This window comes from bacterium 336/3, from assembly GCA_001281695.1.
Lineage (GTDB): Bacteria > Bacteroidota > Bacteroidia > Cytophagales > Thermonemataceae > Raineya.
In genome coordinates this window covers 1,080,711-1,106,197 of record LJIE01000001.1, presented here as the reverse complement: position 1 = coordinate 1,106,197, position 25,487 = coordinate 1,080,711, and the positions used below count along the sequence as shown (strand labels likewise).

20 protein-coding genes and 4 pseudogenes are annotated in these 25,487 nt (G+C 32.7%); 11 read left to right on the top strand and 13 right to left on the bottom strand.

What is annotated here, in order from left to right; genetic code table 11:
- Positions 1-140: 140 nt before the first annotated feature.
- A pseudogene (locus AD998_05260) lies at positions 141-959 on the bottom strand (endonuclease I).
- A gap of 201 nt (positions 960-1,160) precedes the next feature.
- Here AD998_05260 and AD998_05255 point away from each other — a divergent pair.
- Both AD998_05255 and AD998_05250 read left to right on the top strand, forming a co-directional pair.
- Positions 1,161-4,322: pseudogene (locus AD998_05255) on the top strand (hypothetical protein).
- Positions 4,323-4,635: 313 nt separating this feature from the next.
- Positions 4,636-5,436, top strand: coding sequence for a hypothetical protein (locus AD998_05250; GenBank protein KOY85636.1), 801 nt, complete (start codon positions 4,636-4,638; stop codon positions 5,434-5,436).
- A gap of 42 nt (positions 5,437-5,478) precedes the next feature.
- On the opposite strand, the gene AD998_05245 is transcribed toward AD998_05250, so the two are convergent.
- The gene (locus AD998_05245) at positions 5,479-6,219 is read right to left on the bottom strand and encodes a hypothetical protein (GenBank protein KOY85635.1); all 741 of its coding nucleotides are present in this window, start codon (positions 6,217-6,219) and stop codon (positions 5,479-5,481) included.
- A gap of 218 nt (positions 6,220-6,437) precedes the next feature.
- Here AD998_05245 and AD998_05240 point away from each other — a divergent pair, with 218 nt between their 5' ends.
- The 6 genes from AD998_05240 (at position 6,438) to AD998_05215 (ending at position 11,505) form a co-directional block, all read left to right on the top strand.
- Complete coding sequence (locus AD998_05240; protein KOY85634.1) at positions 6,438-7,598, top strand: homogentisate 1,2-dioxygenase; 1,161 nt, start codon at positions 6,438-6,440, stop codon at positions 7,596-7,598.
- A gap of 59 nt (positions 7,599-7,657) precedes the next feature.
- Entirely contained in the window at positions 7,658-8,125 is a 468-nt protein-coding gene (locus AD998_05235; GenBank protein KOY85633.1) for a hypothetical protein, read from the top strand.
- A 61-nt stretch (positions 8,126-8,186) separates the two neighbouring features.
- Complete coding sequence (locus tag AD998_05230) at positions 8,187-8,645, top strand: hypothetical protein (GenBank protein ID KOY85632.1); 459 nt, start codon at positions 8,187-8,189, stop codon at positions 8,643-8,645.
- 71 nt (positions 8,646-8,716) lie between these two features.
- On the top strand, positions 8,717-9,133 hold the full coding sequence (locus AD998_05225; protein ID KOY85631.1) for a hypothetical protein: 417 nt from the start codon (positions 8,717-8,719) through the stop codon (positions 9,131-9,133).
- Positions 9,134-9,148: 15 nt separating this feature from the next.
- A complete protein-coding gene (locus tag AD998_05220; GenBank protein KOY85630.1) occupies positions 9,149-9,922 on the top strand; it encodes a methylglutaconyl-CoA hydratase in 774 nt (257 codons plus the stop codon).
- A 128-nt stretch (positions 9,923-10,050) separates the two neighbouring features.
- A complete protein-coding gene (locus tag AD998_05215) occupies positions 10,051-11,505 on the top strand; it encodes a hypothetical protein (protein KOY85629.1) in 1,455 nt (484 codons plus the stop codon).
- A 33-nt stretch (positions 11,506-11,538) separates the two neighbouring features.
- Here the strand turns inward: AD998_05215 and AD998_05210 are convergent, their stop codons facing one another.
- Together AD998_05210 and AD998_05205 are read right to left on the bottom strand one after the other, a co-directional pair.
- Complete coding sequence (locus AD998_05210) at positions 11,539-13,143, bottom strand: ABC transporter ATP-binding protein (protein ID KOY85628.1); 1,605 nt, start codon at positions 13,141-13,143, stop codon at positions 11,539-11,541.
- 141 nt (positions 13,144-13,284) lie between these two features.
- Positions 13,285-13,506, bottom strand: a pseudogene (locus tag AD998_05205) (hypothetical protein).
- Positions 13,507-13,825: 319 nt separating this feature from the next.
- Here AD998_05205 and AD998_05200 point away from each other — a divergent pair.
- Entirely contained in the window at positions 13,826-14,590 is a 765-nt protein-coding gene (locus AD998_05200) for a short-chain dehydrogenase (protein ID KOY85627.1), read from the top strand.
- 105 nt (positions 14,591-14,695) lie between these two features.
- Positions 14,696-15,271: a hypothetical protein gene (locus tag AD998_05195; GenBank protein ID KOY85626.1), complete on the top strand. Its 576-nt coding sequence runs from the start codon at positions 14,696-14,698 to the stop codon at positions 15,269-15,271.
- Positions 15,272-15,303: 32 nt separating this feature from the next.
- Here AD998_05195 and AD998_05190 read toward each other — a convergent pair.
- The 9 genes and pseudogenes from AD998_05190 to AD998_05150 form a co-directional block, all read right to left on the bottom strand.
- Positions 15,304-16,752 (bottom strand): annotated as a pseudogene (locus AD998_05190) (hypothetical protein).
- Positions 16,753-17,101: 349 nt separating this feature from the next.
- A complete protein-coding gene (locus tag AD998_05185; GenBank protein ID KOY85625.1) occupies positions 17,102-18,559 on the bottom strand; it encodes a nicotinate phosphoribosyltransferase in 1,458 nt (485 codons plus the stop codon).
- Between the two features lie 4 nt (positions 18,560-18,563).
- Complete coding sequence (locus AD998_05180; protein ID KOY85624.1) at positions 18,564-18,947, bottom strand: hypothetical protein; 384 nt, start codon at positions 18,945-18,947, stop codon at positions 18,564-18,566.
- Complete coding sequence (locus tag AD998_05175) at positions 18,931-19,767, bottom strand: phosphoribosylpyrophosphate synthetase (protein ID KOY85623.1); 837 nt, start codon at positions 19,765-19,767, stop codon at positions 18,931-18,933. The genes AD998_05180 and AD998_05175 overlap by 17 nt, the downstream gene beginning before the upstream one ends.
- A gap of 71 nt (positions 19,768-19,838) precedes the next feature.
- Positions 19,839-20,531, bottom strand: a complete 693-nt coding sequence (locus tag AD998_05170) for an NUDIX hydrolase (GenBank protein KOY85622.1) — start codon at positions 20,529-20,531, stop codon at positions 19,839-19,841.
- Positions 20,532-20,704: 173 nt separating this feature from the next.
- On the bottom strand, positions 20,705-21,517 hold the full coding sequence (locus AD998_05165) for a hypothetical protein (protein ID KOY85621.1): 813 nt from the start codon (positions 21,515-21,517) through the stop codon (positions 20,705-20,707).
- 48 nt (positions 21,518-21,565) lie between these two features.
- A complete protein-coding gene (locus AD998_05160; protein ID KOY85620.1) occupies positions 21,566-23,323 on the bottom strand; it encodes a hypothetical protein in 1,758 nt (585 codons plus the stop codon).
- 40 nt (positions 23,324-23,363) lie between these two features.
- Positions 23,364-24,377, bottom strand: coding sequence for a nucleotidyltransferase (locus tag AD998_05155; GenBank protein KOY85619.1), 1,014 nt, complete (start codon positions 24,375-24,377; stop codon positions 23,364-23,366).
- Between the two features lie 87 nt (positions 24,378-24,464).
- Complete coding sequence (locus tag AD998_05150) at positions 24,465-24,656, bottom strand: hypothetical protein (protein ID KOY88067.1); 192 nt, start codon at positions 24,654-24,656, stop codon at positions 24,465-24,467.
- 41 nt (positions 24,657-24,697) lie between these two features.
- Between AD998_05150 and AD998_05145 the strand changes: the two genes are divergently transcribed.
- Positions 24,698-25,414 (top strand): hypothetical protein, encoded by a 717-nt coding sequence (locus AD998_05145; GenBank protein KOY85618.1) that lies wholly within the window; start codon positions 24,698-24,700, stop codon positions 25,412-25,414.
- Positions 25,415-25,487: the final 73 nt, after the last annotated feature.

Here is a 25,487-nt window from a genome sequence, read left to right as displayed (position 1 = left end):
ACAGAAATATTTACAGTAAAAGGGTTATTGGCTGTTGTATTAGCTAAAATATTTACAGAATAAGTTCTTGTTCCTGAAGCAGGCTCTTGTATAGAGCCTGTTGCACTTGCAAAATTTACAGCAGGAGAAACAGGACCAAAACCCCAAATAGTAGCTACCCACTCAGGACGGTCTATGTAAGGGTTTCTATTATTTTGGATAGTGTAAATAGCATTGTTTCTATCTATTTCTTTTTGACTTACAGGGTCTTGAATATGCCATTGGTATAATAAATTTAATTGCCAAGTATCAAAAACTTGATTGGATGTTCCATTAAACACATTATCAGCATTACCATTAGTTTGCCAACCAGCTATTACATCTTCATAACGAGTAGCCATATAAAAATATGTACGAGCAAAGTCACCTTTGTATTCATCTCTTGGTTCAAACACAGTACTTGTGTAACCAGCAAATGAACAAGGCCCCAATTTACTCCCATTTTGGGTGGTTTGTGTAGGATTGGTTACTGTTCCAAAAGGAAAATTGCTTCTGATACCATTGACTTTCCCGTCTGTAGGATAAACATGAAATAAATCAGAAACCATTGGTGAAGCTGAATTAAACCAAGACTGAGGTAAGGAGTGTTCTCTATTAAAGCAATCACCTTCATTTGAATAGCTGCCACAAGTTTGATTCCAATTATATTCATAAGGAGGTGTTCCGTTTGGAATGTCCGAATACATATCCCAAACTTTTCCATTTGGCTTTTTATCTGTTGCATTACCATTATAGGTACCTTGATAACAAGAATACAATGTACCATAAGAAACCACTGTATGATTCTTAATAATATTATATAATTGTGTTTTCAAGGTGTATCCTGTACCTGTCGCAGTATTATAGTATCCTGCGGGTATCTGGGCATGAAGGGTTAAGCTTATAAAAGCTACCAACCATAAGCAGTAATATTTTTTCATCAGGGTATCTTTTTTTTGTCGCAAAGATAAGAAGAAAAAATTATTTATTTTTTTCTTAATTTACTTAAAACTTACATGTCTTTTACAAAGTTTTTGAGAAGTGTTAATGATAAATTAATAGAAGAAGTCTTGGCAATCAGTACATATATTGTAACTTTGCACTTTTGGAAAGAAATGTCTAATTATTCTATTAAAATTCTTATGAATCGAAAAATTCTACTTTACCTAACCTATGCATGTATTTTAGTATTTGCAAGTTTGAATGTTCAGGGGCAAGGGATAACAACTGCATCTGTAACAGGTACAGCAAAAGATACTAAAAATCAAGTTATTGCAGGTGCTACTGTTATTGCTATTCACGAACCAACAGGCACTAAATATGGCTCAGTAACTGACGAAAATGGTGCTTATTTTCTACCAAATGTAAGAGTTGGAGGTCCATATACCATCACTATTGAGGCGATAGGCTATAAAACCAATAAGCAATCCAATATTTCTTTACAACTGGGACAAACCCTTAAACTAAATTTTTCATTGGCTGAAGACAATCAGGAAATTTCTGGTATTGAGGTTGTTGGAACAAAAGATAAAATATTTGATGCCTCTAGAACAGGAGCTTCTACTAACATCTCCAACGAAGAAATCAACTCTTTACCTACTATTTCAAGAGGTTTAGATGATTTTGTGAGATTAACTCCTCAGTTTTCAGCTCAGGCAAATGGAGGACTTTCCTTTGCAGGACAAAACAACCGTTTCAACAATGTAATGATTGATGGTGCTGTAAACAATGACGTTTTTGGTTTGAATGACAGAGGAACACCTGGCGGAAGAACTGGTTCTCAACCTGTTAGCTTAGATGCTATCAAAGAAATTCAGGTAATTATTGCTCCTTATGATGTTCGTCAGAGTGGTTTTATTGGTGGTGGTGTAAATGCTGTAACTCGTAGTGGTACAAACGAAATTGAAGGTTCTGTTTATACATTTCTCAAAAATCAGGATTTAGTAGGAAGACGTATTGGAGATGGAACACTTACTGTTACAAATTTTAAAGACAACCAGTATGGATTTAGAGTAGGTGGTCCTATTTTGAAGAATAAATTATTTTTCTTTGTAAATGGCGAAATTGGCAGACGTACAGAACCAAACTTATTTGAGTTGCCATTCTTTACTAGAAGTAATCCTGCTATTCTTAATAATCTTATTACAGAATTAAATGACATTCGTAATATTCATATTCAGAAATTTAACTATGATCCTGGAGATCCTGCCAGTACATTTGATAATATCCAAAATAATAATAAAATATTTGGTCGTTTGGATTTTAACTTAAGTGATAAACACACTCTTACGCTCCGTCATAATTTTATTAGAGCTTTTTCTCAAGAAATTTTCAGAGGTAGTACAACTTATTCTTTTCCAAGTTCTGGCTATCGTATCACAAACACAACTAATACCACTGTTTTTGAAATTCAAAGCCGTTTTAACAACAAAATGAGTAATGAATTCAGATTAGGTTATACCAATATTTATGATTTGAGTGACAATGAAGGTAGAGATTTTCCAAGTATGCGTGTAAACAATGCAACTATTGGTACAGTTGTAACAGGTTTAGACAGAATTAGAGGAGCAAATAGTCTCCGTCAAAATTTGGTAGAAATTACAGACCATTTCACTTGGTTTAAAGGAAAACATACCTTGTTATTTGGAACAAGAAATGAATTATATTTCTTTGACAACTTATTTATTCAGGCTGCTGCTGGTGAGTGGGGATTTGCTTCTGTATTTGCACCAAGAGATCCAGTAACTGGACAAGTAGATCCTACTGCTCCTAATTTTAGTTTAGAGTCTGGTATACCTATTAGTTATTTAAAGAATTATTCTAGAACATCTGATAGTAGACAAAGTGCTAAATGGGCAGCTGTACAATTTGGCTTATATATTCAGGATGAGTGGAATGTAAATGATAAACTTCGCCTCACGTTAGGCGTACGTGGTGATTTACCAGTAATGTTAGGTGATGTAAGCAGAAATCCTTTATTTGAAGAACAATTTGGTATTCGTAATGATGAAACCCCCTCTCCTAAGATTCTTTGGTCTCCAAGAGTTGGATTCAATTGGGATGTAAAAGGTGATGGTAAAACACAAGTTCGTGGTGGTACTGGTATCTTTGCTGGTCGCCCTCCTTTTGTATGGCTTTCTAACCAATATAGCAATAGTGGTGTAGATTTTGGACAAGTAAACATCCAAGATCAAGGACAATTGAATGCTATTTTTACAGGTTTGACACAAGCTCAAAGAGATGCTATTTTAACAAATCCTAATTATTTACCTCCTGGAGCAGGCGTTCAAGGTGGAACATCTCTTGTAAACCTTACCAATCCTAACTTACGTTTACCCCAAGTATTTCGTACAAGTTTAGGTGTTGACCAAAAATTGCCTTGGGGCTTAGTAGGTACAGCAGAGTTTATTTATACAAGAACATTGAATGATATGTACTTTAGAAATATTAACTTGGCTGGTCAGCAAGGTGTATTGAATAACGAAAATAGACCCATATTTGGAACATTTGGACAAGGTCCTCGTTTAATTGATCCTGCAAATTTTACGGGTGTTTATGTTCTTGAAAATACGAATGCAGGTTTGCAGTATAGTGCAACAGCTCAATTACGTAAAAATGCTAAGAACTTTTTTGGTAATGTAGCTTATACTTATTCTATTGCTAAAGATGCTTTGAGTGCGACAAACTCAGTTTCATCTTCTAACTTTAACTTAACAAGAACAGGTGCTAACAGCCCTAACACACCATTGGTTGCAGAAAGTGATTTCAATGTTCGTCATAGAGCTATTGTAGCATTTGGTTATACAAAAAATTGGAATGAATATGGTACTTCTCAATTAGCCATGTTCTATAATGGACAAATGGGTAACAATTATTCTTTCTTAGTAGCAACTGCTTCTGGTGGTACTGTAACAGACATCAATTTAGATGGTATCAACAACAACGAATTAATTTATGTTCCTCGTAATGCATCTGAAATTCAATTCCAAAACCACTCAAGAGATGTAGATGTAAGCCGTTTTGGATTTACCAATACTAATGGAGAGCTTATTCGTACAGCTTCTTATACTCTTACATCAGACAAACAATGGGAAGGATTCAATAGCTTTATTGAAAGTGAAAAAAGTTTAAAAAATCGTAGAGGACAGTTTGCAGAACGTAATGGTGCTGTTGCTCCTTGGAATCATCGTTTTGATGTACGTTTTACTCATACAGTCAATGCTCCAAGCAAAAAAATGAAGCATCAAGTACAAATCACTTGGGATATTATTAATGTTGGAAATTTATTGAATAAAAACTGGGGACTTATCCAATTTGGTAGAACCAACCCAGTCCAAGCTGTTTCTTATGATAATTTAACTGGAAACATTTTGTATCGTTTCAACAGCGATATAGAAGTTGTTTCTGCTCGTCAGGAAGCAAATGGTAGTGTTGTAATTGAAGATGCAAAAGCTGGATTTAATAAATTCTTGAATTCTACAAGTATTCGTTCTGTATGGCAAGCTCAATTTGGTTTGAGATATAGTTTCTAAAATTTTAAAAACTAAAAAAGAGCTTTAGGATATTTTTCTAAAGCTCTTTTTTTTATATTTACTTTTTACTCAAACACAATATTGTATGCTTCCATTAAAAAAACATGCTAATACATTCAATAGCTTAACAGAAAATCAAACTCCTTTAGACAATTTTTTAACAGACAAAAGCATTTTTTTTGGCGATGTTGATGATTATTATACATATCGATGTATGGCCTTTGCTTTGGGAGCTAAAGTAGTTTATAATAAAATGATGAGTGGTGTGGACTTAATTATTTATGGAAAAGCTACTCCTCCACCAAAAGCTGTTGCTAAATACCCTGATGCAATATTGAAACCTGTTTCTGAACTTTCTTCCTTATTTCATCAGCATATTTCAACATTTAAAGAGTTTATCAAAGCTCTTCAGAACAATGGTTTTACAATTAGAAACTTTAGTGATGAAGGTGATCCTGAATTTGATTTTTTTGAATTAGACCTTATCAATAATTCTATTCATGATACTCTTATGGATTATCTCAAAAACTCAAGTTTTATCAATGGCTTTATAAGAACACCATCCTTTCCCATAGATAAAAAAAGTGAAGCTTTTTCGCCATTAGAATACCCTAAACAAGATATTACATGGTGGTATTTATGGACAGAATATGGTTGGAATAGAGTTGGTGCTCAAAAATACCTAAAGCCTGATGATGAATATGCTATTGAAATAAAAGGTGATCAATTATTGAGTATTGAACATGTTTTTTGGAGTGAAAGTACAGGTTTATATTTTTACGAATATCCAGATGCTGATAGTATTTCAGGTTTATTTATTCAGGCAGGAATAGATAGAAAAACAGGTAAAGTTCATGGAGCTTCTATCTCAAGAGTTTGGACATAATTTTACATTTTTATACTTTTCTTACATGGATTAACATAAATTTTACTTTGGTAAGTTAAACTCTATGGCTATGGCAATCTTTCGTTGAGGTTGCCCTTCTTGATTGGTAGGAGGTACAAATTTAGGAGCATTTTTTATCAATCTCTTTACTTCATCATTGAAATAGTCTTCGCATCCATAAATAGGTCTGTCTCTTTCTACTTTAATGCTCCCATCTTCTTGAATGACAACTGTAACAGATACTTTACACTCCTTTTTTTCTTTGAGAGCTTGCTCAGGGTAAACTAAATTTTTTTTGATGTATATGCTCCAAATATCCTTTGAGTAAAGCACTGGAGCTATATTTTCTTTGTTAGTTTCACCTTTTTTTTCTTCTTGCTTTTTATCTTCAGTTTTCTTTTCGTCTTTTTTAGGGTCAGTTTCTTCTTTTATGTTTATTTCTTTCTGAGTATCTTGTTTTTCTTGGCTTTCTTCTTTTTTATCGTTGTCAGAATTTTTAGTTTGTTGCAATTGAGGCATTTGGGGTTCTACCAAAACAGGCATATCTTCTATATCAGAGAGCTCTACATCATTGACTTGCAAGAAAACAATATGTTCTTGTAAGTCTTCTTTTTCAACTTTTTTAGGATTTTCCCATTTTATCCAAACAATAAAACCTATGATAAAAGGAATATTGGTTAATAACCCTATTAGAAGTGATTTGTGATATGTTTTTCGGAGTTTGTAAGCTCCATAAATTTTATTTCTATTTTCAAAAATAATATCTGTTAAATCAAAAAGCATGGTTAGAAATATATTTGCTTTGAGTATAAAACAAATTTAGTGCAAATTTTATGAAATACTTTGATTTCTGACTAAAATTCAAAAGTTTGTCATAAAAGCCTTATGATTTAGAGAATAGGCTCTATACAAACAAAAGAAAATAAGTAATTTTATCTTGCACAACACAAAGATTTTGTAAATTGAAAGCCAAAGATACATCTCATTAAACTTGCAATCTTATGGCTTACTATTATAGACTTGGTAAAATCCCTGCCAAAAGGCATATTCAATTTCGTCAACCTGATAACTCTTTATATTTTGAGGAACTTGTGAGTTCTAAAGGTTTTAGTGGCATTTATTCGAATTTATATCATACCTATGCCCCTACACGTATCAAAAAAGTTGGGGAGTCTATCCCTGTACCTTTGAAAATGCTCACAGACAGGCCTTTATTACAAACACATCTCAAAACGTCTATTTCTAAAAACACTGGAACAGACTTCTTAGAAGGACGTAAAATTTTAATGGCAAACCATGATTTGAGAATTGCTATCTGCAATTTGGAAAATTGCAAAATGGATTATTATTATAAAAATGGTGAAGCTGATGAATTGCTTTATATCCATGATGGAAGTGGATATTTAGACTCTCAATTTGGAAGACTTCGTTTCCAAAAAGGTGATTATGTAGTAATTCCAAGAACTACTATTTACAGATTAGTTTTTGATAATCAGCCTGTTCGTATGCTCATTACAGAATCTATGACTCCCATAGAAACTGTAAAACGTTATAGAAACGAATTGGGGCAGTTATTAGAACACTCTCCTTATTGCGAAAGAGATATTCATCCTCCACAAGAACTTGTTACAGAAACAGAGAAAGGAGAATATACTGTAAAAATAAAAAAAGGTGGTTTTATTCATCAGTACGTTTATGAACACAGTCCACTTGATTTAGTTGGTTGGGATGGGTTTCTATATCCTTATACATTTTCCATTTACGATTTTGAGCCCATTACTGGCAGAATACACATGCCACCTCCTATTCATCAAACATTCCAGTGTGGTGGAGCTGTAATTTGTTCGTTTGTTCCTCGTTTATTCGATTACCATCCTCTTTCTGTTCCTGCACCTTATAACCATTCCAACATAGATTCTGATGAAGTTTTATTTTATGCAGAAGGTGAATTTATGAGTAGAAAAGGTATTGATAGAGGTTCATTTACCCTACACCCTGGTGGTTTGCCTCACGGTCCACACCCTGGAACAGTAGAAAAAAGTATTGGAGCAAAAGAAACACATGAATATGCAGTAATGATTGACACGTTCAAACCTCTTTTCATTACAGAAGAAGCGTTGGAATATGTTGATGAAAATTACCCTATGAGTTGGACTGATTAACTTTAAATAATAATAAATTTAGGTGTACTATAATGTACACCTTTCTTATTTTATGAATCATGATTTTTGAAAAATTTATATACAATGACTTTAGTTGCGATATAGAGATTGTTATTGGTGATGAACAAGTTGATATAGAAGATAATATTCAAAGATCTGTATATATTAATCGTAAAGAAAAGATTGTATTAGCTCGTTTTTTTAATAAAAATCAAGAACATAAAGCTGAAAAAATAGGTGATTATGTATATATTACTCCCAATTATGGTTTTATAAATATCAAAATTAAGTTCGTGGAGGAATATCCATACTATCAGGAAACACCTCAAATGAATCACTCTGTTGCCTTTATTAGTGGGTTTCTTGATGAGAGCTTTTTTGTTCATGAAGATATGATAAGAAAAGTTGTATATTTTGTATGGGATAGTATATTTGGACTTCTACCTAAAGAATACAGAGATGCAGGTTTTTATTATCATATATCTATGACAAAGACTACAAATCATATTGAATACACTGGAGAATAATAAATTATTTGTTACACTTTTATGATTTAATTCTATGAACAAAAAAATCGTACACTTCGGATTGACCCTCCTTTTTACATCTTTTTTAGCAAGTTGTGGGAAAGAAGCATCAAAAAAAACAGAAGATAAAAAAGATTCTACAGAAAAATCAACTCAAACCTCTACACCTAAAACAGAAGAAAAAACGACAAAATCAACTATGGATTTGCTACAAGGTAAGTGGCAAAGTATTGATGATTCTAAAAGTTTTGTAGTTTTTGAGAACAATCTTAGAAAAGATATTTATGACGGTGAAAAAAGTATAGAAGATGAAGTTTTCGTATTATCAGATGAATGTCAAAATCCATTAGACAAAGAAGCAAACAAAGAAAGAAATCCTCCAAAAGAGAAAGACAAATATATTTCTTGTTCAAAAACTGATATGTGTTGGTATATTCTTGAGTTAGATGACAAAACTTTATCTCTTTCTTATATGGGTAGAGGCAATACACTTACTTACAAAAAAGTTGAAAAAAAATAATATTTATTTATTTTTAAAAGTTACACAAGAGTTTCGTGTAACTCTTTTTATGTCTAAAAACAATTTTAAATATGGTTAGAAAAACATCTGGTGCTTTTGTAGCTGCTTCTTGGATTGCCTTAGGTACAGGAGCTATTGGTTTTTTAGTAGGGCTATGGCGAGCCGAAATGCTTTTAAGCGAAAAAGGATTTTATTTTACAGTCTTATTTTTTGGGCTTTTTGCAGTAGTTTCTCTTCAAAAAAGTGTACGTGATCGTATGGAAGGCTTACCTGTAACTGACATTTATTATGGTATTTGTTGGTTTGGGACAATTTTATCTATTGTATTGTTAGCTGTAGGTCTTTGGAATACCAATATTTTACCTAGTGAAAAAGGGTTTTATATTTTTGCTTTTATGTTATCTCTTTTTGGAGCCATTGCTGTTCAGAAAAACCTGCGTGATGACTTGGAAGCAGCTAAAGAAAATAGTAAGAGTAATTTTTCATAAAAATAATATGAATTTATGGAGTTTGTAACTTATCACGTAGAAAACAGAATTGCTTATATTACTCTCAATAGAGCTGAAAAACGCAATGCTTTAAACTTCAAAGTAGTTGAAGAATTAAAAAAAGCTTTTAGACAGGCTGAAAAGGACGATAATGCTAAAATAATTGTTTTAAAGGCCAATGGAAAAGTTTTTTGTGCAGGAGCAGATTTAGAGTATTTGCAAACGCTTCAAAAAAATACTTTTGAGGAAAATCTTGCAGATTCCTCACACCTCAAAGAACTTTTTGAGCTTATTTACACACATCCCAAAGTAGTCATTGGGCAAATTCATGGGCATGCCATTGCTGGTGGAGCTGGTTTGGCTACGGTTTGCGATTTTTCTTTTACAGTTCCCGAAGCTCAATTTGGCTATACAGAAGTAAAAATCGGCTTTATCCCTGCCATTGTAATGGTATTTTTGCTTAGAAAAATTGGAGAAGGCAGAGCCAAAGAATTGTTACTTTCAGGCGATTTGATTTCGGCTCAAAAAGCCTTGGAATACGGTTTAATCAATTTTATCGTTGAACCCAATGAATTAGAAGGTAAAGTCCAAACATTTGCTCAAAGTCTTTGTGAAAATAACTCTTCTCAGAGTATGCAAACGACCAAACAAATGATTGCTCAAGTCCAAGAAATGGCTCTCAAAGAGGCTCTTTCTTTTGCAGCAAAGCAAAATGCTCACGCTCGAGAAAGCGAAGATTGTAAAAAAGGAATAGCTTATTTCTTAGAAAAGAAAACGCTGAAATGGTAAGGTAATATTCTCACATTTTATGTGGATAACTTAGTTTTTAGGTTATCCATTTTTATTGTCTATTTTATTTTAATATTAAGAAATCTTGTTATATTGCTTAAGCTATTCATTTTAAACGCTATAACTCTATGAAATCTATTTTTCTTTTCCTAGCCCTATGGATGAGACATTCTGCTTTTGCCCAAAACACCGAATTTAATATATTAGGCAATGGATTGATTTACTCTGATGAAACCATAAAGCCTCTTAAGAAAATTGTAGACTCTTTGAATCTCAAGTTTAAAGTCTGTGAATTAAATCAAACTTACTTATCTCAAATGCAAGGAAAAGCTCATTATATTTCTTTGAGTGGTAATAACGCTAATAAAGCAAAATTAGATTTAGACAATAAGATTTCTTTTGATGATTTTATAAAAAAATATAAAAAGGCAGAAATTCATAAAGAATTATTGATTGTAAGATACAGTTACATAGATTATGATAAAAAAAATGTAACCACGTTCAATAGCATTGGTGTTGAAGACTATACAATTCATACACATGATAAACAAAATAATCCCTTAAAAAATAAATGGATATATAATTATTCAGAGAAGAGTGAATATTCTGAAGCATCTTTGAATGCTTTCTATTTCATAGAGGAGTTTTCTAACCAACCCATTCCTGAAAAATATGCCCGAATGATACAATACTCAAATTGTATGATAGATACGACTACACAAATTTTTGATGAGAAACTTGATAAACATTATGGTTATCAAGAAAATAGCAATATTTTTAAATTCTTAGATTATCTACATAATGCTACAAATAGACCCAAATATGAAGATTACAATGATGAAAATTATGACACATATCTAAAAAATTATCGAATTTGGGATTCTCTTAGGATTTCTAAGATTGATAAATTAAAAAAAACTGATAAGAAGTTTGATATTTTATTTCAAGATGCTTTAAAAGAAGCTCTAGAAAAAGGTGGTTGTGATGACGAGTTTGAGGAATATGTGGGGCGTTATCATTCAAAAAAAGTTGAATTGGAGTTAAAAAGAGGTCGTAGAGTGGTAGGTGGTTGTAGTCAAGATGATAGTCCAAGAGTTCATGCCTTGAATATCGCCAAATTATCAGCAGAAACAGCCTATTGGAAAATCTTTTTGCGAGCCCATTTGGATATTATGAATGACAGATTTGAAAGAGTAACTGATGGCAGTTATGCTTGGGCAGGAAGACAAACCTATATCAAGGAGTTAGAAGTTTTAGATATTGATGTAAAAAACCTTCTTTTGGGCATTACATTCAGAATGGAGAATGCCAATAAAAATCATTATTATGGAGATGTGGGTAGATTGGGTAGAGCTTTGTCCGAGAGTCGTGAAGCAAAAGCAATTGAAACAAAAATTTTGGAAATAATAGCTGATAAAGAACTTGATGATTATAATAGAGTTATTATGTGTTATTTATTTCTTAATTACAACCATTATATAGAGGATGTAAAAAGAAAACAGGAAAATAAAGAACGTTTGGATATTGCTCTCAAAACATTGCCAAAGTATCTTTCCAAAGAAATGGCTCTTTTGAACAAATAATAAAAAAACTCGCCTGAAGCGAGTTTTTTAGTTTTATACAGCAGTTTTAGAAGCTTTTTCTTCTAAATATTCGTCATAAGTAGATAATTTATCAATGATGCCTTCTTCTTTGATTTCTATCACACGAGTAGCAACTGTTTGAACAAGTTGGTGGTCATGTGAGGTAAATAACATAGTTCCTGCAAAATCTGTCATGGCATTGTTTAAAGAAATAATACTTTCCATGTCCAAGTGATTGGTAGGCTCATCTAATAGTAGCACATTAGAACCACTCAACATCATTCTTGAAAGCATACAACGTACCTTTTCACCTCCAGAAAGAACTTTTGCCTGTTTGAGAGCTTCTTCTCCAGAGAAAAGCATTCTACCCAAAAAGCCTCTGATAAAGCTCTCATCTTTTTCTGCAGAGTATTGTCTAAGCCAATCTACTAAATTAAGGTCTATTCCATCAAAGAAAGAACTATTATCTGTAGGTAAATAAGCTCTTGTGGTAGTTACACCCCAACGGAATTCTCCACTATCAGGTTTAGTTTCTTCCATCAATATATCAAACAAAGTGGTTAAGACTTTAGGATTTCTACATAAGAAAACAACTTTCTCACCTTTTCTAAGTGTAAAAGTTACATTCTTAAGCAAAACAGTTCCATCTTCAGCCGTTTTGGTAAGATTTTCTACTGAAAGTAGTTGGTCACCTGCTTCTCTATCAGCTTTGAAGGCAATATAAGGGTATTTTCTTGAAGAAGGTGTGATATCTTCTAGAGTTAATTTCTCCAACAAACGTTGTCTAGAAGTAGCCTGACGAGATTTAGAAGCATTGGCACTAAATCTACGAATGAACTCTTCAAGGTCTTTACGTTTATCTTCAGTTTTCTTATTCTGGTCTTGTTTTTGACGTAAAGCTAACTGGCTCGATTCGTACCAAAACGAGTAGTTACCCACATATAATTGTATTTTCTTGAAATCAACGTCAGCAATAGCTGTACAAACAGCATCCAAGAAGTGTCTGTCGTGGGAAATTACAATTACTGTATTTTCAAAATCCATCAAGAAATTCTCGAGCCAAGTAACAGACTCAATATCCAAACCATTGGTAGGCTCATCTAATAGTAATACATCAGGGTTACCGAAAAGTGCTTGAGCTAATAAAATACGAACTTTTTCGCTTTCGTTTAGATATTTTAGTTCTGTATGATGTTGGCTTTCAACAATTCCTAAACCACTCAAAAGTTTAGCTGCTTCGGGTTCAGCATTCCAACCATCTAAATCTGCAAAAATACCCTCTAACTCTCCTGCTCTCATAAAATCATCTTCTGTGGCATCAGGATTTGCATAAATAGCATCTTTTTCAGCTAAAACATCATAAAGACGTTTGTGTCCCATCATCACTGTTTGTAAGGGAGTAAACTCATCAAACTCATAGTGATTTTGTTTGAGTACAGACAAACGAGTGTTAGGAGGCATATTTACACTGCCTTTGTTGGGTTCAATTTCACCAGCAAGAATTTTCAGAAAAGTTGATTTTCCCGCCCCATTCGCACCAATCAATCCATAACAAGTTTGAGGATTGAATTTAATGGTTACATCCTCAAACAAGGTGCGTTTACCATACTGTAGAGTTACATTTTCTGTAGAAATCATAATCGTATTTTCTTCCTATTTCATTTTTCTGCAAAATTACAAAAAATATGTGTTTGTTCTACAGAATTATTAATGATTTTTATAACACTTTGAAATAAACGTTGAGGGTTGCTTTTTTTGAAAATTATAAGAGAATCTATTTTAGTCAAATTCTACATTACAATTTGACAAAAGTGCTTTTATTTTTTCTTTTTCTTGTGTAGTTAATTTATTTATTCCCAAATGCAATTCTTTCAAATTTTTCAATTCTCCAATTTCTTTGGGGAAAGTTAATTGATTATTACTTAAATCTAAATTTTGTAAATTAGATAGCAATACAATATTTACAAGTATTTCTATAAGATTACTGTTATATAAGTCTAAATTCGTCCTATCTTTCAAGAGCAAGCTCTAAACCTACCTGAAAAGTATTTTCACTTTTCAAAAGTAGCAACAAGTTTTCAAATTCAGGGCTGTACATAATATTCTATAAAAATTGCTCAGTAATATACATTTTTATGGTTGCCTATACTTAAATATTTGCCTCCTTATTTTCTTTACTTTATTCAAAGAATAAAGCATAACTTCTTATTTATCAGAATTCAATAAAATATTTCAGAAAATACTTCGTTTTCAATTTGGAACATTCATTCCGAATTACATATCTTTACGGAACGATTATTCCAAATTAAAATTCATTTATATGCAAAAGTTAGAAAACAAAATCGCAGTGATTACAGGTGGTAATAGTGGCATTGGATATGCTACTGCACAAGAAATGTTAAATCAGGGTGCAAAAGTTATCATTACAGGACGTAATGCAGATGCAGTCAAAGAAGCTGCATCACAATTGGGCGAAAATGCTATTGGTTTGGTGGCTGATGTTGCCGATACTACTCAATTAGATAAACTAGCTGAGCAAATCAAGGCTCAATATGGTAAAGTAGATATTCTTTTTATCAATGCTGGTGTATTTAAACCCACTCCTATTGGTCAGATTTCCGAAAATGTATTTGATGAACAAATGGACATTAATTTTAAAGGGGCTGTATTTACCTTAGAAAAATTCTTGCCTTTTCTTTCAGAAGGAGCTTCTATTATCAATCTTTCTTCTGTAAATGCTTATACTGGCATGGCTAATACTGCTATTTATGCTGCCAGCAAAGCAGCCATGAACTCCTTTACGAGAACTGCTGCAACAGAGCTTGCTCCACGTAAAATTCGTATCAATGCTGTCAATCCAGGTCCCGTAGCCACTCCTATTTTTGGTAAAGCAGGCATGCCTCAGGAAATGTTAGATGGTTTTGCTCAGGCAATGCAGAATCGTGTGCCTTTAAAACGTTTTGGTCAGCCAGAAGAAGTAGCAAAATTAGTAGCTTTTTTAGCCTCTGATGATGCTTCATTTATTACAGGAGCAGAAATTAACATTGATGGAGGAATCAATATTAACCCTGGGGTAATTGGTTAATTTTTTTATCATTTTTTGGAATGATTGTTCCAAATCTGTATATTTGTATTGTGTTGCAAAGTAGTTTATTTTGCACACAGTACAAATATATAATACTAACGTGTTATGCCTCGTAACAAAGAATTTAATCAAGATAAAGTGCTGGATAAAGCTATACAACTTTTTTGGGAGAAAGGTTATAATGCTTGTTCCATGCAAGATGTAGTAGATGGCTTAGGATTAAGCCGTTCAAGTATCTATGATACTTTTACGGATAAAAAAAATCTTTTTTTAGAATCATTGAAAAAATATCAAGAAGATTATACAAGCATTGTTATCAATATGCTGAGAGATTCTTCGGATATAAGAAAAACCATTGAAGATATATTTTATAGTATCGTTCGGGATATAGAAAAATGTTCGCAAAAGGGGTGTTTTATGACCAATAGCACCATAGAGTTAGCACATACTGATGAAGAAATAGCTCAAATTATTAATAGCAATAAACAACAGATGGAATTAGCCTTGGAAAATGCTTTACAAAAAGGACAAGATTTGGGGCAAATTTCTCAAAAAAACAATTCTAAAGTTTTAGCAAAGTATCTTTATAGCAATCTTGCTGGTTTAAGAGTAATTACTAAAAACAAAACTCATTCAGATGAAATAAAAGAAATTATTAATTTGATTATGCAAACTTTATAAATATTAACCTATTGCAAAAAAGCCATAAGAATTTATTTACAATACTGCTGAATTAAACTATCTACTTGTATGAGTCCTAATTCTTTTGCTTTGTTCCAATCTGTACAAGTTCCCTGTTTGTTACCCAATTTTGCTTTTGCCACACCCCGATTATAATATGCTTCTGCAAATTTGGGATTCAAGGTAATCGCTTTGTTATAATCTTCTATTGCTCCTTGTATATCACCTAATTCATCTTTTAACACTCCACGATTTACATAAGCCTGAGTCAATTTTGGATTGACTCCAAGAGCCTTGTTATAATCGTTCAAGGCTCCTTGTTGGTCACCTGATTTTGCTTTTAATACTGCTCTATTGTAATACGCTTGATGGAATTTAGGATTAATTTCAAGAGCTTTGTTAAAGTCCTTTAGACCTCCTTGCTCATCATTTAATTCAGTTTTGAGTACGCCACGATTATAGTATGCTTCATGATACTTTGGATTGGTTTCAAGAGCTTTGTTATAATCTTCCATAGCCCCTTTCTTATCCTCTAAATCTGATTTTAAAATTCCTCGATTATAATACACTTCAGAATATTTCGGATTGAGTTCAAGGGCTTTATCATAATCTTGTATAGAACCTTGTCTATCATCAAGCTTATTTTTTAAATTTCCACGATTCAAATACACTTCTGCAAATTTGGGATTAATTTCAAGAGCTTTATTATAATCCTGCATAGCACCTTGTGTATTACCTAATTTATCCCTTAAAATTCCACGATTTCCATAGATTTCCGCAAATTCTGGGTCAATTTCAAGAGCTTTGTTGTAATCCTGCATAGCACCTTGTTTATTACCTAATTTATCTCTTAAAATTCCACGATTACCATAAACATGAGTAAAATTAGGATTGAGTTCCAAAGCCTTGTTATAATCTTTCATAGCTCCTTCTAAATCACCCAATTCAGCTTTTGCCACACCCCGATTATAATATGCTTCTGCATTTTTAGAATCAATAATAAGGATTTTATTATAATCTTGTACAGAACCCAAATTATCCCCTAATTTAGCTCTTAGATTTCCACGATTAAGATATGCACCCAATAGTTTTGGGTTGATTTCGATGGCTTTGCTATAGTCTTTTATAGCTCCTGATATATCCTCTATTTTATATTTTGACAACCCACGATTATAGTATGTTTGAGCTAATTTAGGGTTAATTTCCAAAGTTTTATTGTAGTCTTGTATAGCACCTTGTTGGTCATTTAATTCATATTTTAATAATCCACGATTATTAAAAATTATTGCAACATTTGGATTGATTTCAAGGGCTTTATCATAATCTTGTATGGCTTCTTGGTATTTTTTCTGAAATTCTTTACAAACAGCACGACTACAGTATGCCTGCCAGAATTCAGGATGTTTTTGAATTAATGTATCTAATGTTAAAACAGATAATTCTATTTCACCTTTCTTCATTTCAAGCCATGCCTTAGAATGCAAGCCATAAGGTGTATCAGGGGCTTCTGCCAATATTTTTTTATTTTTAGAGGCTTTCTCTATATCATTGGAGGTATTCCATGCTTCCTCAAAAAGTTTTTTTACTTCTTCCTCTGATAATTTCTGTGCAAATACAGATACCATACAAAAAAGCCAAATAGATAGTGTTAAATTCAATTTTTTCATTTTAATTCCCAAAAAGTTATATTTATCAATTATGTTAAAAATATTCTAATCGTTTGTTTTCCATATTTGAGATTGTTCATAGAGTTTATAGAAACAAAAATATTCTTCAAAATGCTACATAAAACACTTTGAAGAATATAAAAATAACTAAGTCTATTGTTTATTACAAACTTTCTTTTAGTCTTTGTCTAATTTCAGATAAACTCTGCTCTACCACCAATTTACCATCTTTGAAGACTTCTTTGAGTTCACCTTGCTTTTCTTGCTCCCAAGTAGCTTGGTCAGTGAGTTTATATACTCCATTTTCAAGTGTTATTTTCATAAGTCCTTTGGCAGATTTCTTTGTACCATCATCAGTGATAGGGTCTTTAAAGATTGCTCTACCCACACCTTCTACCTCACCATAAGTGGCTTTCATAGCAAAACCAAAAGTGTCACGAGTATTATACTGATATGTATAAGAGCCTATACCCAATACCACATTGGTAGAAGCAAATCCTTTATCTTTAAGTCTTTTACAAATTTGAATAGCTCTATCCATCGTGATACTATCGCCATAGATTGCTCCAATATGTGAGTCTAGCTCTTTAAAGCCTTTTGCATTAGTTTGTCCACCAAAAGTTTCCCAAAGAAGTTCTATTACCCCTTTTCTTTCATTATCATTTTTTCCATTTGGATTACCACAAATAATATCCACAGGATCACCACTATCTGGACGTATCACCACTTTACCTTCACGACTCATCACCTCGTTTTTCAGTTTGGGCAAATAATCTGTGAGTACTTTCCATAAATCCCAAGTATCCGAAACAATAGAAACAATCCCTTTAGGATAAACATCACAAATTAGTCTCCTGAAAGTTCCTATTTCATCCTCAATAGTTCCCATACACATAACACTGTGTTCAGTAGCAGAAACAGAACCTCCTATGAGCTCTTTTTCTGCATTGGTGTTATAATATTTTTCTAAAAGGCTTATGGCTGGAATGGTATCTGTTCCACTAAAACTCAATAAATGCCCACTTGCAGAAATCAAAGCAGCTTCAATGCCTGCCATACCACGCATAGAGAAGTCATGTCCTTGCCAATCTACGAATTCGGGTATAGAAGAAGTTTCTTTAGCAAATTGTTCTAAAATTTTTCTGTATTGTTTGGCAATGGTAGCTGATGTACAAGGCATCCAAACTACAGCAGAAACCAATGTTTCAAAATAATTGGTGAGCCAAAAGAACTCAGGCAATGTATTGTACATTGTAAACATGGGTACTCTGATGGGTACACTTACACCTTCTGGCAATGCCTTAATAATCATTGGAATATAACCCAAATCGTGTAAATCTTCAATATGCTTTGTACCTACTTCATTTTCGCCTAAATAATAATTGATTCTTCGTCTGTATTCAGCAACTACTTCTTCTTTAGGCTTTTTGAAGAAATGTGTTTCAAAATCTTCTAAAATGTATTTCTTGATAAAGTATTGTAAGCCAAAAAATACAACTTCATCAACACCTTCTATTCTGCTTTTTCTGGGTGTCCAGTTGGAGTATACCAAACTTGTGCCTACTGGGTACTGTCTGCGATGGTCAACTTTGTAACCATCTGTAAGAAGTAGTGGATTCATAATTTTAGATATTTTCGGTTAGATATTTTAATTCTTGATATACTTGATGCAAGCCTGCTCTATCATCCAAATAGGCATTGGCATACACTTTCCTACTTGTGGACTTATGAAATGGAGGATTTTCGTTAATTGCATCAAAAGGAATATCGTTTTCCTTTAAATATTGAGCCACAAATTCTGGATTTTCTTGCCCTGTCCAGCAAATTAGATAGCAATTGATAGATTTGAGCTTTCTGAGCAAAGCCATCACATCATGGTAAATTCTACCTTTTTTATGAAAATCGTAAACAGTATCATCAAAATCGAAGGCTACCACCAAAGAATTATATTGTTTGTATTCTTCCATCAGACGATTTAATGAATTTTGGGTATCAAGATAGAAGTCCATGATTGAGTTGGATTTGTGTTAAACAACTATCATTCAATTCTTTGATAGAATCCGTAGTGAAAATATGTTCAAAATGTTGTGCAAGTTCAGTAAAGCCTTTGCTAAAAATGCCATGTGAAACAGCTAAATACAACTTTCCTGCATTTTTCTTTTTGAGTTCCTGAGCCAAACCTATAAAAGTACCTCCACCATCACAAATGTCATCTACAATCAGACAATTTTCGCCTGCCAAATCATCTGCATATACTTTAAAATTAAGTAGCTGCCCTGTTTTTACATTTCGGCTTTTACTACACTCTACTACCTCGATACCTCCTAATGCCTCAGAAACTTTATAGATTTTTTTCAAAGCTCCTCCATCTGGAGAAATGAGTTTTACATTTCCTATTTTATCTATTATCTGCCTGATAAACTCATAATTTGGCACTACCTGACAGTTGTGAACCAAAGCTGGTGTAACTTCAGAATGAGCATCAAATACTACAACTTTCTTAAAACCTAAAGAATTAATGATGTCAGCATAGACTTTCACAGAAAGTGCTTCGCCTTGTACCATCACTCTATCTTGTCGAGCAGCAGGAAAATAAGGAATGACCAAATCTAAAATTTGAGCTTGCATTCTCTTAAGGGCATCTACTGCTACACAAAGTAAACCCAAATCGTTGAAAGAGTTGAGTCGGTGTGTAATGGTTACAGCCTCCGATTTATCAAAATCAGGATTGATTTTGATGTGAGGCTCTCCACCTGAGAAAGTAAAAGATTCATATTCGATTTCTTTTGCTGAAACAGGTTTGAAATTTTTATCAAGATGAAGTACCATAAGATATTTTGTCTAATAACTACACAAGTATAAATAAGATATTTATCTTATCAAAACATTTTGCGTAAAATTTACGCAAATTTAATTTCAAATAGAAACCCATCTTTCATTAAATCATTGTATTTCTGATTATTAAACTTAAAAAGTTTGGCTGGTCTACCACTTTTTTTAGAGGCAAAAAGTTCTGTTTCTTCAATCACTCCAAAGCTTAAAATTTTTTTTCTAAAGTTCCTCCTATCAATTTCTTTCTCTAAAATAGTACAATAGAGGTTTTCTAAATCAGAAAACAAAAATGCTTTGGGTAGTAAATCAAAGCCTATGGGCTGATAAGTTAGTTTGTTTTGCAGTCTTTTGTAAGCCATTTCAATGATTTCTTGGTGATCGAAGGCTAATGGAGGCAGATTTTTGATAGAAAACCACTGAGCTTCTTCAGCATCTGTGTTTGGTGTTGGAGTGAGTGTAGTGGAATTAACGAGAGCAAAATAAGCTACAGAAATGGCTCTAAATCGAGGATCTCGGTGTATATTATCGCCAAAAGTAAAGAGTTGCTCCAAGTAATTGACTTGAATGCCAGTTTCTTCTTGAAGCTCTCTGTTTACAGCATCTTGAAGCGTTTCAGAGTCTTTTACAAAGCCTCCTACCAAAGCCCATTGATTTTTCAGTTCTCCAAACTTCTGTTTAATTAAGAGTACATGTAACTGATTATGAGCATATCCAAACACAATGGCATCTACTGCAACCTTGATATTCTGTACAATTTCCATATATTATGTGTAAATTATACACAAATATATCATTATTTTGAAACCAAAGTTTTTAGATATAAAAAACTAAGGAATTATATTATTTTTTGAAAAAAGAGAAAGAGAATAAAGATTCTATTAATCTTTATTCTCTTTTAGGTATGACTAAGTATTTATCAACAGATATCTATTTTTTAGTCCATTTTTTTGTATTTATTAGGTATCTTGAATGGAAAAGCAAGAGCTTCATTTGTAATTTTAGTCTTTTTGTGGTCTATTTCTATGTTAATTTTATAAAAGCCTTTTTTATTATAATATTTTAAGTCTATGTTATTTTTTTCTGCAAATAAGCCTGTTCCCAATACTACAAACTCAGTATAGAGCATCTCCATCACACTTCCTGTATTAGAATCTTTTACATTGAGTTTTTCTAATTTCAAATTCTTTTGATTTAAGTAATTGTCAATATTCAAAAATTTCTCCATTTGTCTTACGATATAATAACTTGTGTCTTTCAGTACATTTCTTTTATCAAAACGTTTGATAGGCATTTCACCTATCAGAACACCTTGCATTAGATCATAAGTAAAATCAAAACCATATTCCTCGCTTAAAGCTTTATAACTTAAAACTCTATATGTTTTTTCCTGATAATTAATCATTTGTATAGAATCTTTGGTTGCTAAAATTCTAATACCTTCTACACCAATATTGGCTTGCATAGAAAGCCAAACTGCACTATCCTTACGAATACGCATTTTTACTTTAAACTTGGAATCGTTTGTCCCATCTGTGAAATCTATTTTAGTATCAGACGAAAGATATTTGAAATCAAGATTAGGTATTTCTCTATCTAAAACAAAAGCAACTTTCGGAGTGTCTATTTTTGGTTTAAGCCCTTGAATAACAGTAGTATCTGCTGGATTAGAAGTATTTAATTTTTTTGGCTTTCTACAAGAGGCAGCCATAAGAGTCATGATGCAAACCACCAATAATAAATGTTTCATTATCAATATTAAGTGCTAAATTTTGAATAATTGTTTTAAAAAAAAATGTTATTCGTAAAGTTGTTTGTCTGTTACTTTTTTTGCCAACTGTGGACTTCCACCTTTCAAGCTCTGAGCTTTTTGCCACTGCTCAATAGCTTTGTCTTTTTCATTGAGTTTAAAAAGTACATCACCATAATGTTCTAAAATAAGAGCTGAAGGAGCTAAAGTAACAGCTTTTTCAAACATTTTCTTAGAGTCTTGGAGTTTGTTTTGTTTGTATAATATCCAAGCATAAGTACCTATAAAAATACCGTTTTCAGGTTGGAGTTCAAGCAGTTTTTTAGCGTTTTTTGTAGCAACATCCATTTTTTGCTTTCTTGAAGCAAGGTAATAACTATAATTGTTGAGAGCTATTACATTTTCAGGTTCTTTTACAAGAATATCTTCAAAAATTTTATCCGATTTTTCGTATTGACTCATTCCATGATAAGTATCTGCTAGACGAATGTTCAGTTGTGTTTGAAGTTTGGCATTATTTTTTGCAAAACCTAAACCCTGTTCAAAGCTTTCAATTGCTTTAGGGTATTTTTTGGATTCATGATAGGCAATACCATTATAAAGCCAGAATATGGCTTGAGTTGGGTAAAGTTCTAGAGCCTGCTCTGAGTGTATAAGTAGTTCTGAAGCTTGCATCAGTTCTGTATCCAAATACAAAAGTTTTTGCCAAGCCTCAAAACGGTTTCCATCTAAGCTTACCACTTTAAAATATGCGTTACGAGCTTTTTCTAAGTCTTTTTTCTGTTCCAAATTTTTTGCATACAGCCACCATGTTTCAGGGTCTTGGGGAGCATTTTGAACAGCTTTTTCTAATTCATTATTTATCTGGGTTACATCTCCTCCCTCAGCATTTCCTTTTAGAAACTGATTACGTACCTCATCAGGAAGGCTTTTTTCAGCAAGTGTTTTAGTGAGTAAATTATTCGCTAAATCCTTTCTGTTTTGCTTTTTATAAATTCTATACAACAAAAGATGAGAGGCAAAAGAGTAATCTTTAGACAAATTATTTAATAGAAAACTTTCAGCTTTGGCTTCTTCTCCTGATGCTAATAGCATTTCAGCATAATTGATTTGATGACTAAAATTTTCAGGAAAAGCTTTTGCTAATTTTTCGGCTTCTAAAGTAGCTGATATATTATTTTTTTGTTCTATATAAATCAGTTGTTTGGCTTTGGTAAGAGCCTCTTGTACTCCATATTTTTTCTCTAACGTTTCATAGAGTTTTAAGGCTTTAGGATATTCTTTGGTACGAAACTGATAAATTTGAGCTAAATCATAGGCATATAAATCTGTTCCTGCTATTTTTTTAGAAAACATTTTTTCATACGTCTTAGCTGCTTCTTCGTATTGCCCTTGCGATTCGTATAGCTTACCTAATAAAAGATAATAGTATTTGTTATTATCTTCTAAATCTATGGCTTTTTCGGCATAAGCAATGGCGTCATTAGGTCTTCCAGCCTTCAAATAAGTTTCTGCTACTTGATAATGAATACCAGAACTCTTTGGGTTAATTTTAAGAGCTTTTAGGAAATTTTCGAGAGCAGCTAAATAGTTATCTAAAGCATAATACTTCATCCCTTCCAGCATTTGTCTTTCTGCCATGAGGGTAGTTTGTCTATCATCTTTACCAACTATTTCTTCTGTTCTTGCTTGGCTTTCAGATTCTTCAATCTTGTCTTTATCCTTATCTTTTTTCTTTTTTTTCTGAGCAAAAGTATGTTCTACTGAAAGAACCCCCAAAGCAATACAAAAGGCTACCCATTTCATATAAATACAATTTTAATTTTGCAAATATTATCCACAAAAATCAATCCACTATCACGTTATAATCACCTACACTCAAGTTTTGAGCTTTCCCATGCCACTGTACAAAATTTCCTATCATAGAATTTTCGACATGAATACCTTGTAACTGACTGTTTTCCTGAATGATACTATTTTTAATAACCGAATTTTTAATATTTGTTCCTTTACCTACCGAAACATAAGGTCCCACCACACTATTTTCAATTACAGCATCTGCCTCAATGAACACAGGCTCAATAATTACAGAGTTTTGTATTTGAGCATTTTTGGCTCTTAATGGCTGGTTTCTTTCTTCTAAAAACGCTAAATATCTTTGATTGGTATAAACAGTTGCATCTTTATTCCCACAATCAAGCCATTCAGTTACTTCGCCAATACTGAATTTCGTTCCCTCATTCTTCATATTTTCAAGGGCATTGGTAAGCTGAAACTCTCCTTTTTCTTTGATATTGTTATCTAAAAGATGTTGCAAGTGTTTTCTTAGATATGCTCCATCTTTAAAATAGTAAATACCAATGATTGCCAAATCAGAAATAAACTCCTGAGGTTTTTCTACAAAGTCTGTAATTTCTTGGTTTTGATCAAGCTTAACCACACCAAACTGTCTTGGATCTTCTATTTTTTGTACCCAAACAATACCATCTTTAGACGAATCAAGTATAAAATCTGCTTTAAAAAGAGTATCAGCAAAAGCTACAACTACATTTCCATCCAAACTTTCTTTGGCACACATAATGGCATGAGCTGTCCCTAAAGCCTCTTCTTGATAACAAATTTGTCCTTTTGCTCCTAATGAAGCCGCTACAGTAAGCAAATTTTCTTCTGTAGATTTACCGAAACTTGGGTGTATAATAAAAGCTATTTCATCTATTTTTTGCCCACAAACTTGAGCTATATCCTCTACTAAACGATAAACAATTGGTTTTCCTGCAATAGGAATAAGAGGTTTAGGAACGCTAAGTGTATGGGGACGCATTCTTTTACCCATACCAGCCATAGGAACAATAATTTTCATTCAATTAATCTATTTTGGATTGATATTTCTTTTATAAATAGGCTTGCAAGATGTTAAAAAATCCTATCAAAACAAAACCTCCAAGTTTTAGTTGGAGGTTGTTTCTTCTGTTCTGAAATTCTTGATTTTCCCCTCAAGAGTATTTTTGAGGTCTGTAGCCTTTTTTGCTAATTTTTTGCGTGTTTCCTTCCCACTTTCTGGTGCTAAAAGCAAGCCAGCCACTACACCTGCTGCTGCTCCTGCCAAAAAAGAAAATAGGATTTTTTGCCCGTTACTCATAGATTTTAGGATATTTGTAGTTAAAATTTGCATTTAAAAATATGAAATTCTTTAAGACAATATACGCATTTTGGATGATTTTTGTTTTTTTTTCGGGTTTTATTTTAATTTTTCCTTGGTTGATTCTATTTCATAAAATTCATAAAAACATCTGGAATACCTATTTATACAAAGCATGGTCGCATATTTTTTACTTTTTATTGGGTATCCCAAACCCTACTCGTTTTGTAGGTAGCTTTTCTAAAAATCAATCCTACATATTTTGTGCCAATCATTTTTCGTATTTAGATATTGCTACCATTGCGGGCATTATGAAAGGCGATTATGCCTTTGTTGGGAAAAGTACCATTATTAAAGTGCCTTTGTTTGGTTATATGTTCAGAAAATTACATATTCCTGTCGATAGAGATAGTAAAGTGGCGGCAGCCAAAGCTTTTTTACAAATGAAAAAAGCACTTACAGAAGGCAGAAGTCTTATCATTTTCCCTGAAGGAGGTATTTTCTCTGAAAACCCTCCCCAAATGGTAGAATTTAAAGATGGTGCTTTCAAATTGGCTATCGAAACCAATACATCAATTGTACCTATTAGTCTCAAATGGGCTTGGAAAGTCATGCCCGATAATGGAAAAATCACGCTTTCGTGGCATAAAATGGAGAGTATTGTCCATGCTCCCATTGAAACAACACACTTGACTATGGCAGATTTGCCCAACCTAAAGACAACAGTTTTTGAAACGATTCAGAAAGATTTAGAATAAAAATCATTTTAGAAAAAAGAACTTAACCATTTCTTTTTTCTCTTTATTTCTAAAAATAATCTTGATAAAAAAT

What these genes read in the sequence shown, in the direction of transcription:
- AD998_05250 (KOY85636.1), top strand. Translation starts at nt 4,636, where the DNA reads ATGCTTCCATTAAAAAAACATGCTAATACATTCAATAGCTTAACAGAA.
- AD998_05245 (KOY85635.1), bottom strand. Translation starts at nt 6,219, where the DNA reads ATGCTTTTTGATTTAACAGATATTATTTTTGAAAATAGAAATAAAATT.
- AD998_05240 (KOY85634.1), top strand. Translation starts at nt 6,438, where the DNA reads ATGGCTTACTATTATAGACTTGGTAAAATCCCTGCCAAAAGGCATATT.
- AD998_05235 (KOY85633.1), top strand. Translation starts at nt 7,658, where the DNA reads ATGATTTTTGAAAAATTTATATACAATGACTTTAGTTGCGATATAGAG.
- AD998_05225 (KOY85631.1), top strand. Translation starts at nt 8,717, where the DNA reads ATGGTTAGAAAAACATCTGGTGCTTTTGTAGCTGCTTCTTGGATTGCC.
- AD998_05220 (KOY85630.1), top strand. Translation starts at nt 9,149, where the DNA reads ATGGAGTTTGTAACTTATCACGTAGAAAACAGAATTGCTTATATTACT.
- AD998_05215 (KOY85629.1), top strand. Translation starts at nt 10,051, where the DNA reads ATGAAATCTATTTTTCTTTTCCTAGCCCTATGGATGAGACATTCTGCT.
- AD998_05210 (KOY85628.1), bottom strand. Translation starts at nt 13,143, where the DNA reads ATGATTTCTACAGAAAATGTAACTCTACAGTATGGTAAACGCACCTTG.
- AD998_05200 (KOY85627.1), top strand. Translation starts at nt 13,826, where the DNA reads ATGCAAAAGTTAGAAAACAAAATCGCAGTGATTACAGGTGGTAATAGT.
- AD998_05195 (KOY85626.1), top strand. Translation starts at nt 14,696, where the DNA reads ATGCCTCGTAACAAAGAATTTAATCAAGATAAAGTGCTGGATAAAGCT.
- AD998_05185 (KOY85625.1), bottom strand. Translation starts at nt 18,559, where the DNA reads ATGAATCCACTACTTCTTACAGATGGTTACAAAGTTGACCATCGCAGA.
- AD998_05180 (KOY85624.1), bottom strand. Translation starts at nt 18,947, where the DNA reads ATGGACTTCTATCTTGATACCCAAAATTCATTAAATCGTCTGATGGAA.
- AD998_05175 (KOY85623.1), bottom strand. Translation starts at nt 19,767, where the DNA reads ATGGTACTTCATCTTGATAAAAATTTCAAACCTGTTTCAGCAAAAGAA.
- AD998_05170 (KOY85622.1), bottom strand. Translation starts at nt 20,531, where the DNA reads ATGGAAATTGTACAGAATATCAAGGTTGCAGTAGATGCCATTGTGTTT.
- AD998_05165 (KOY85621.1), bottom strand. Translation starts at nt 21,517, where the DNA reads ATGAAACATTTATTATTGGTGGTTTGCATCATGACTCTTATGGCTGCC.
- AD998_05160 (KOY85620.1), bottom strand. Translation starts at nt 23,323, where the DNA reads ATGAAATGGGTAGCCTTTTGTATTGCTTTGGGGGTTCTTTCAGTAGAA.
- AD998_05155 (KOY85619.1), bottom strand. Translation starts at nt 24,377, where the DNA reads ATGAAAATTATTGTTCCTATGGCTGGTATGGGTAAAAGAATGCGTCCC.
- AD998_05150 (KOY88067.1), bottom strand. Translation starts at nt 24,656, where the DNA reads ATGAGTAACGGGCAAAAAATCCTATTTTCTTTTTTGGCAGGAGCAGCA.
- AD998_05145 (KOY85618.1), top strand. Translation starts at nt 24,698, where the DNA reads ATGAAATTCTTTAAGACAATATACGCATTTTGGATGATTTTTGTTTTT.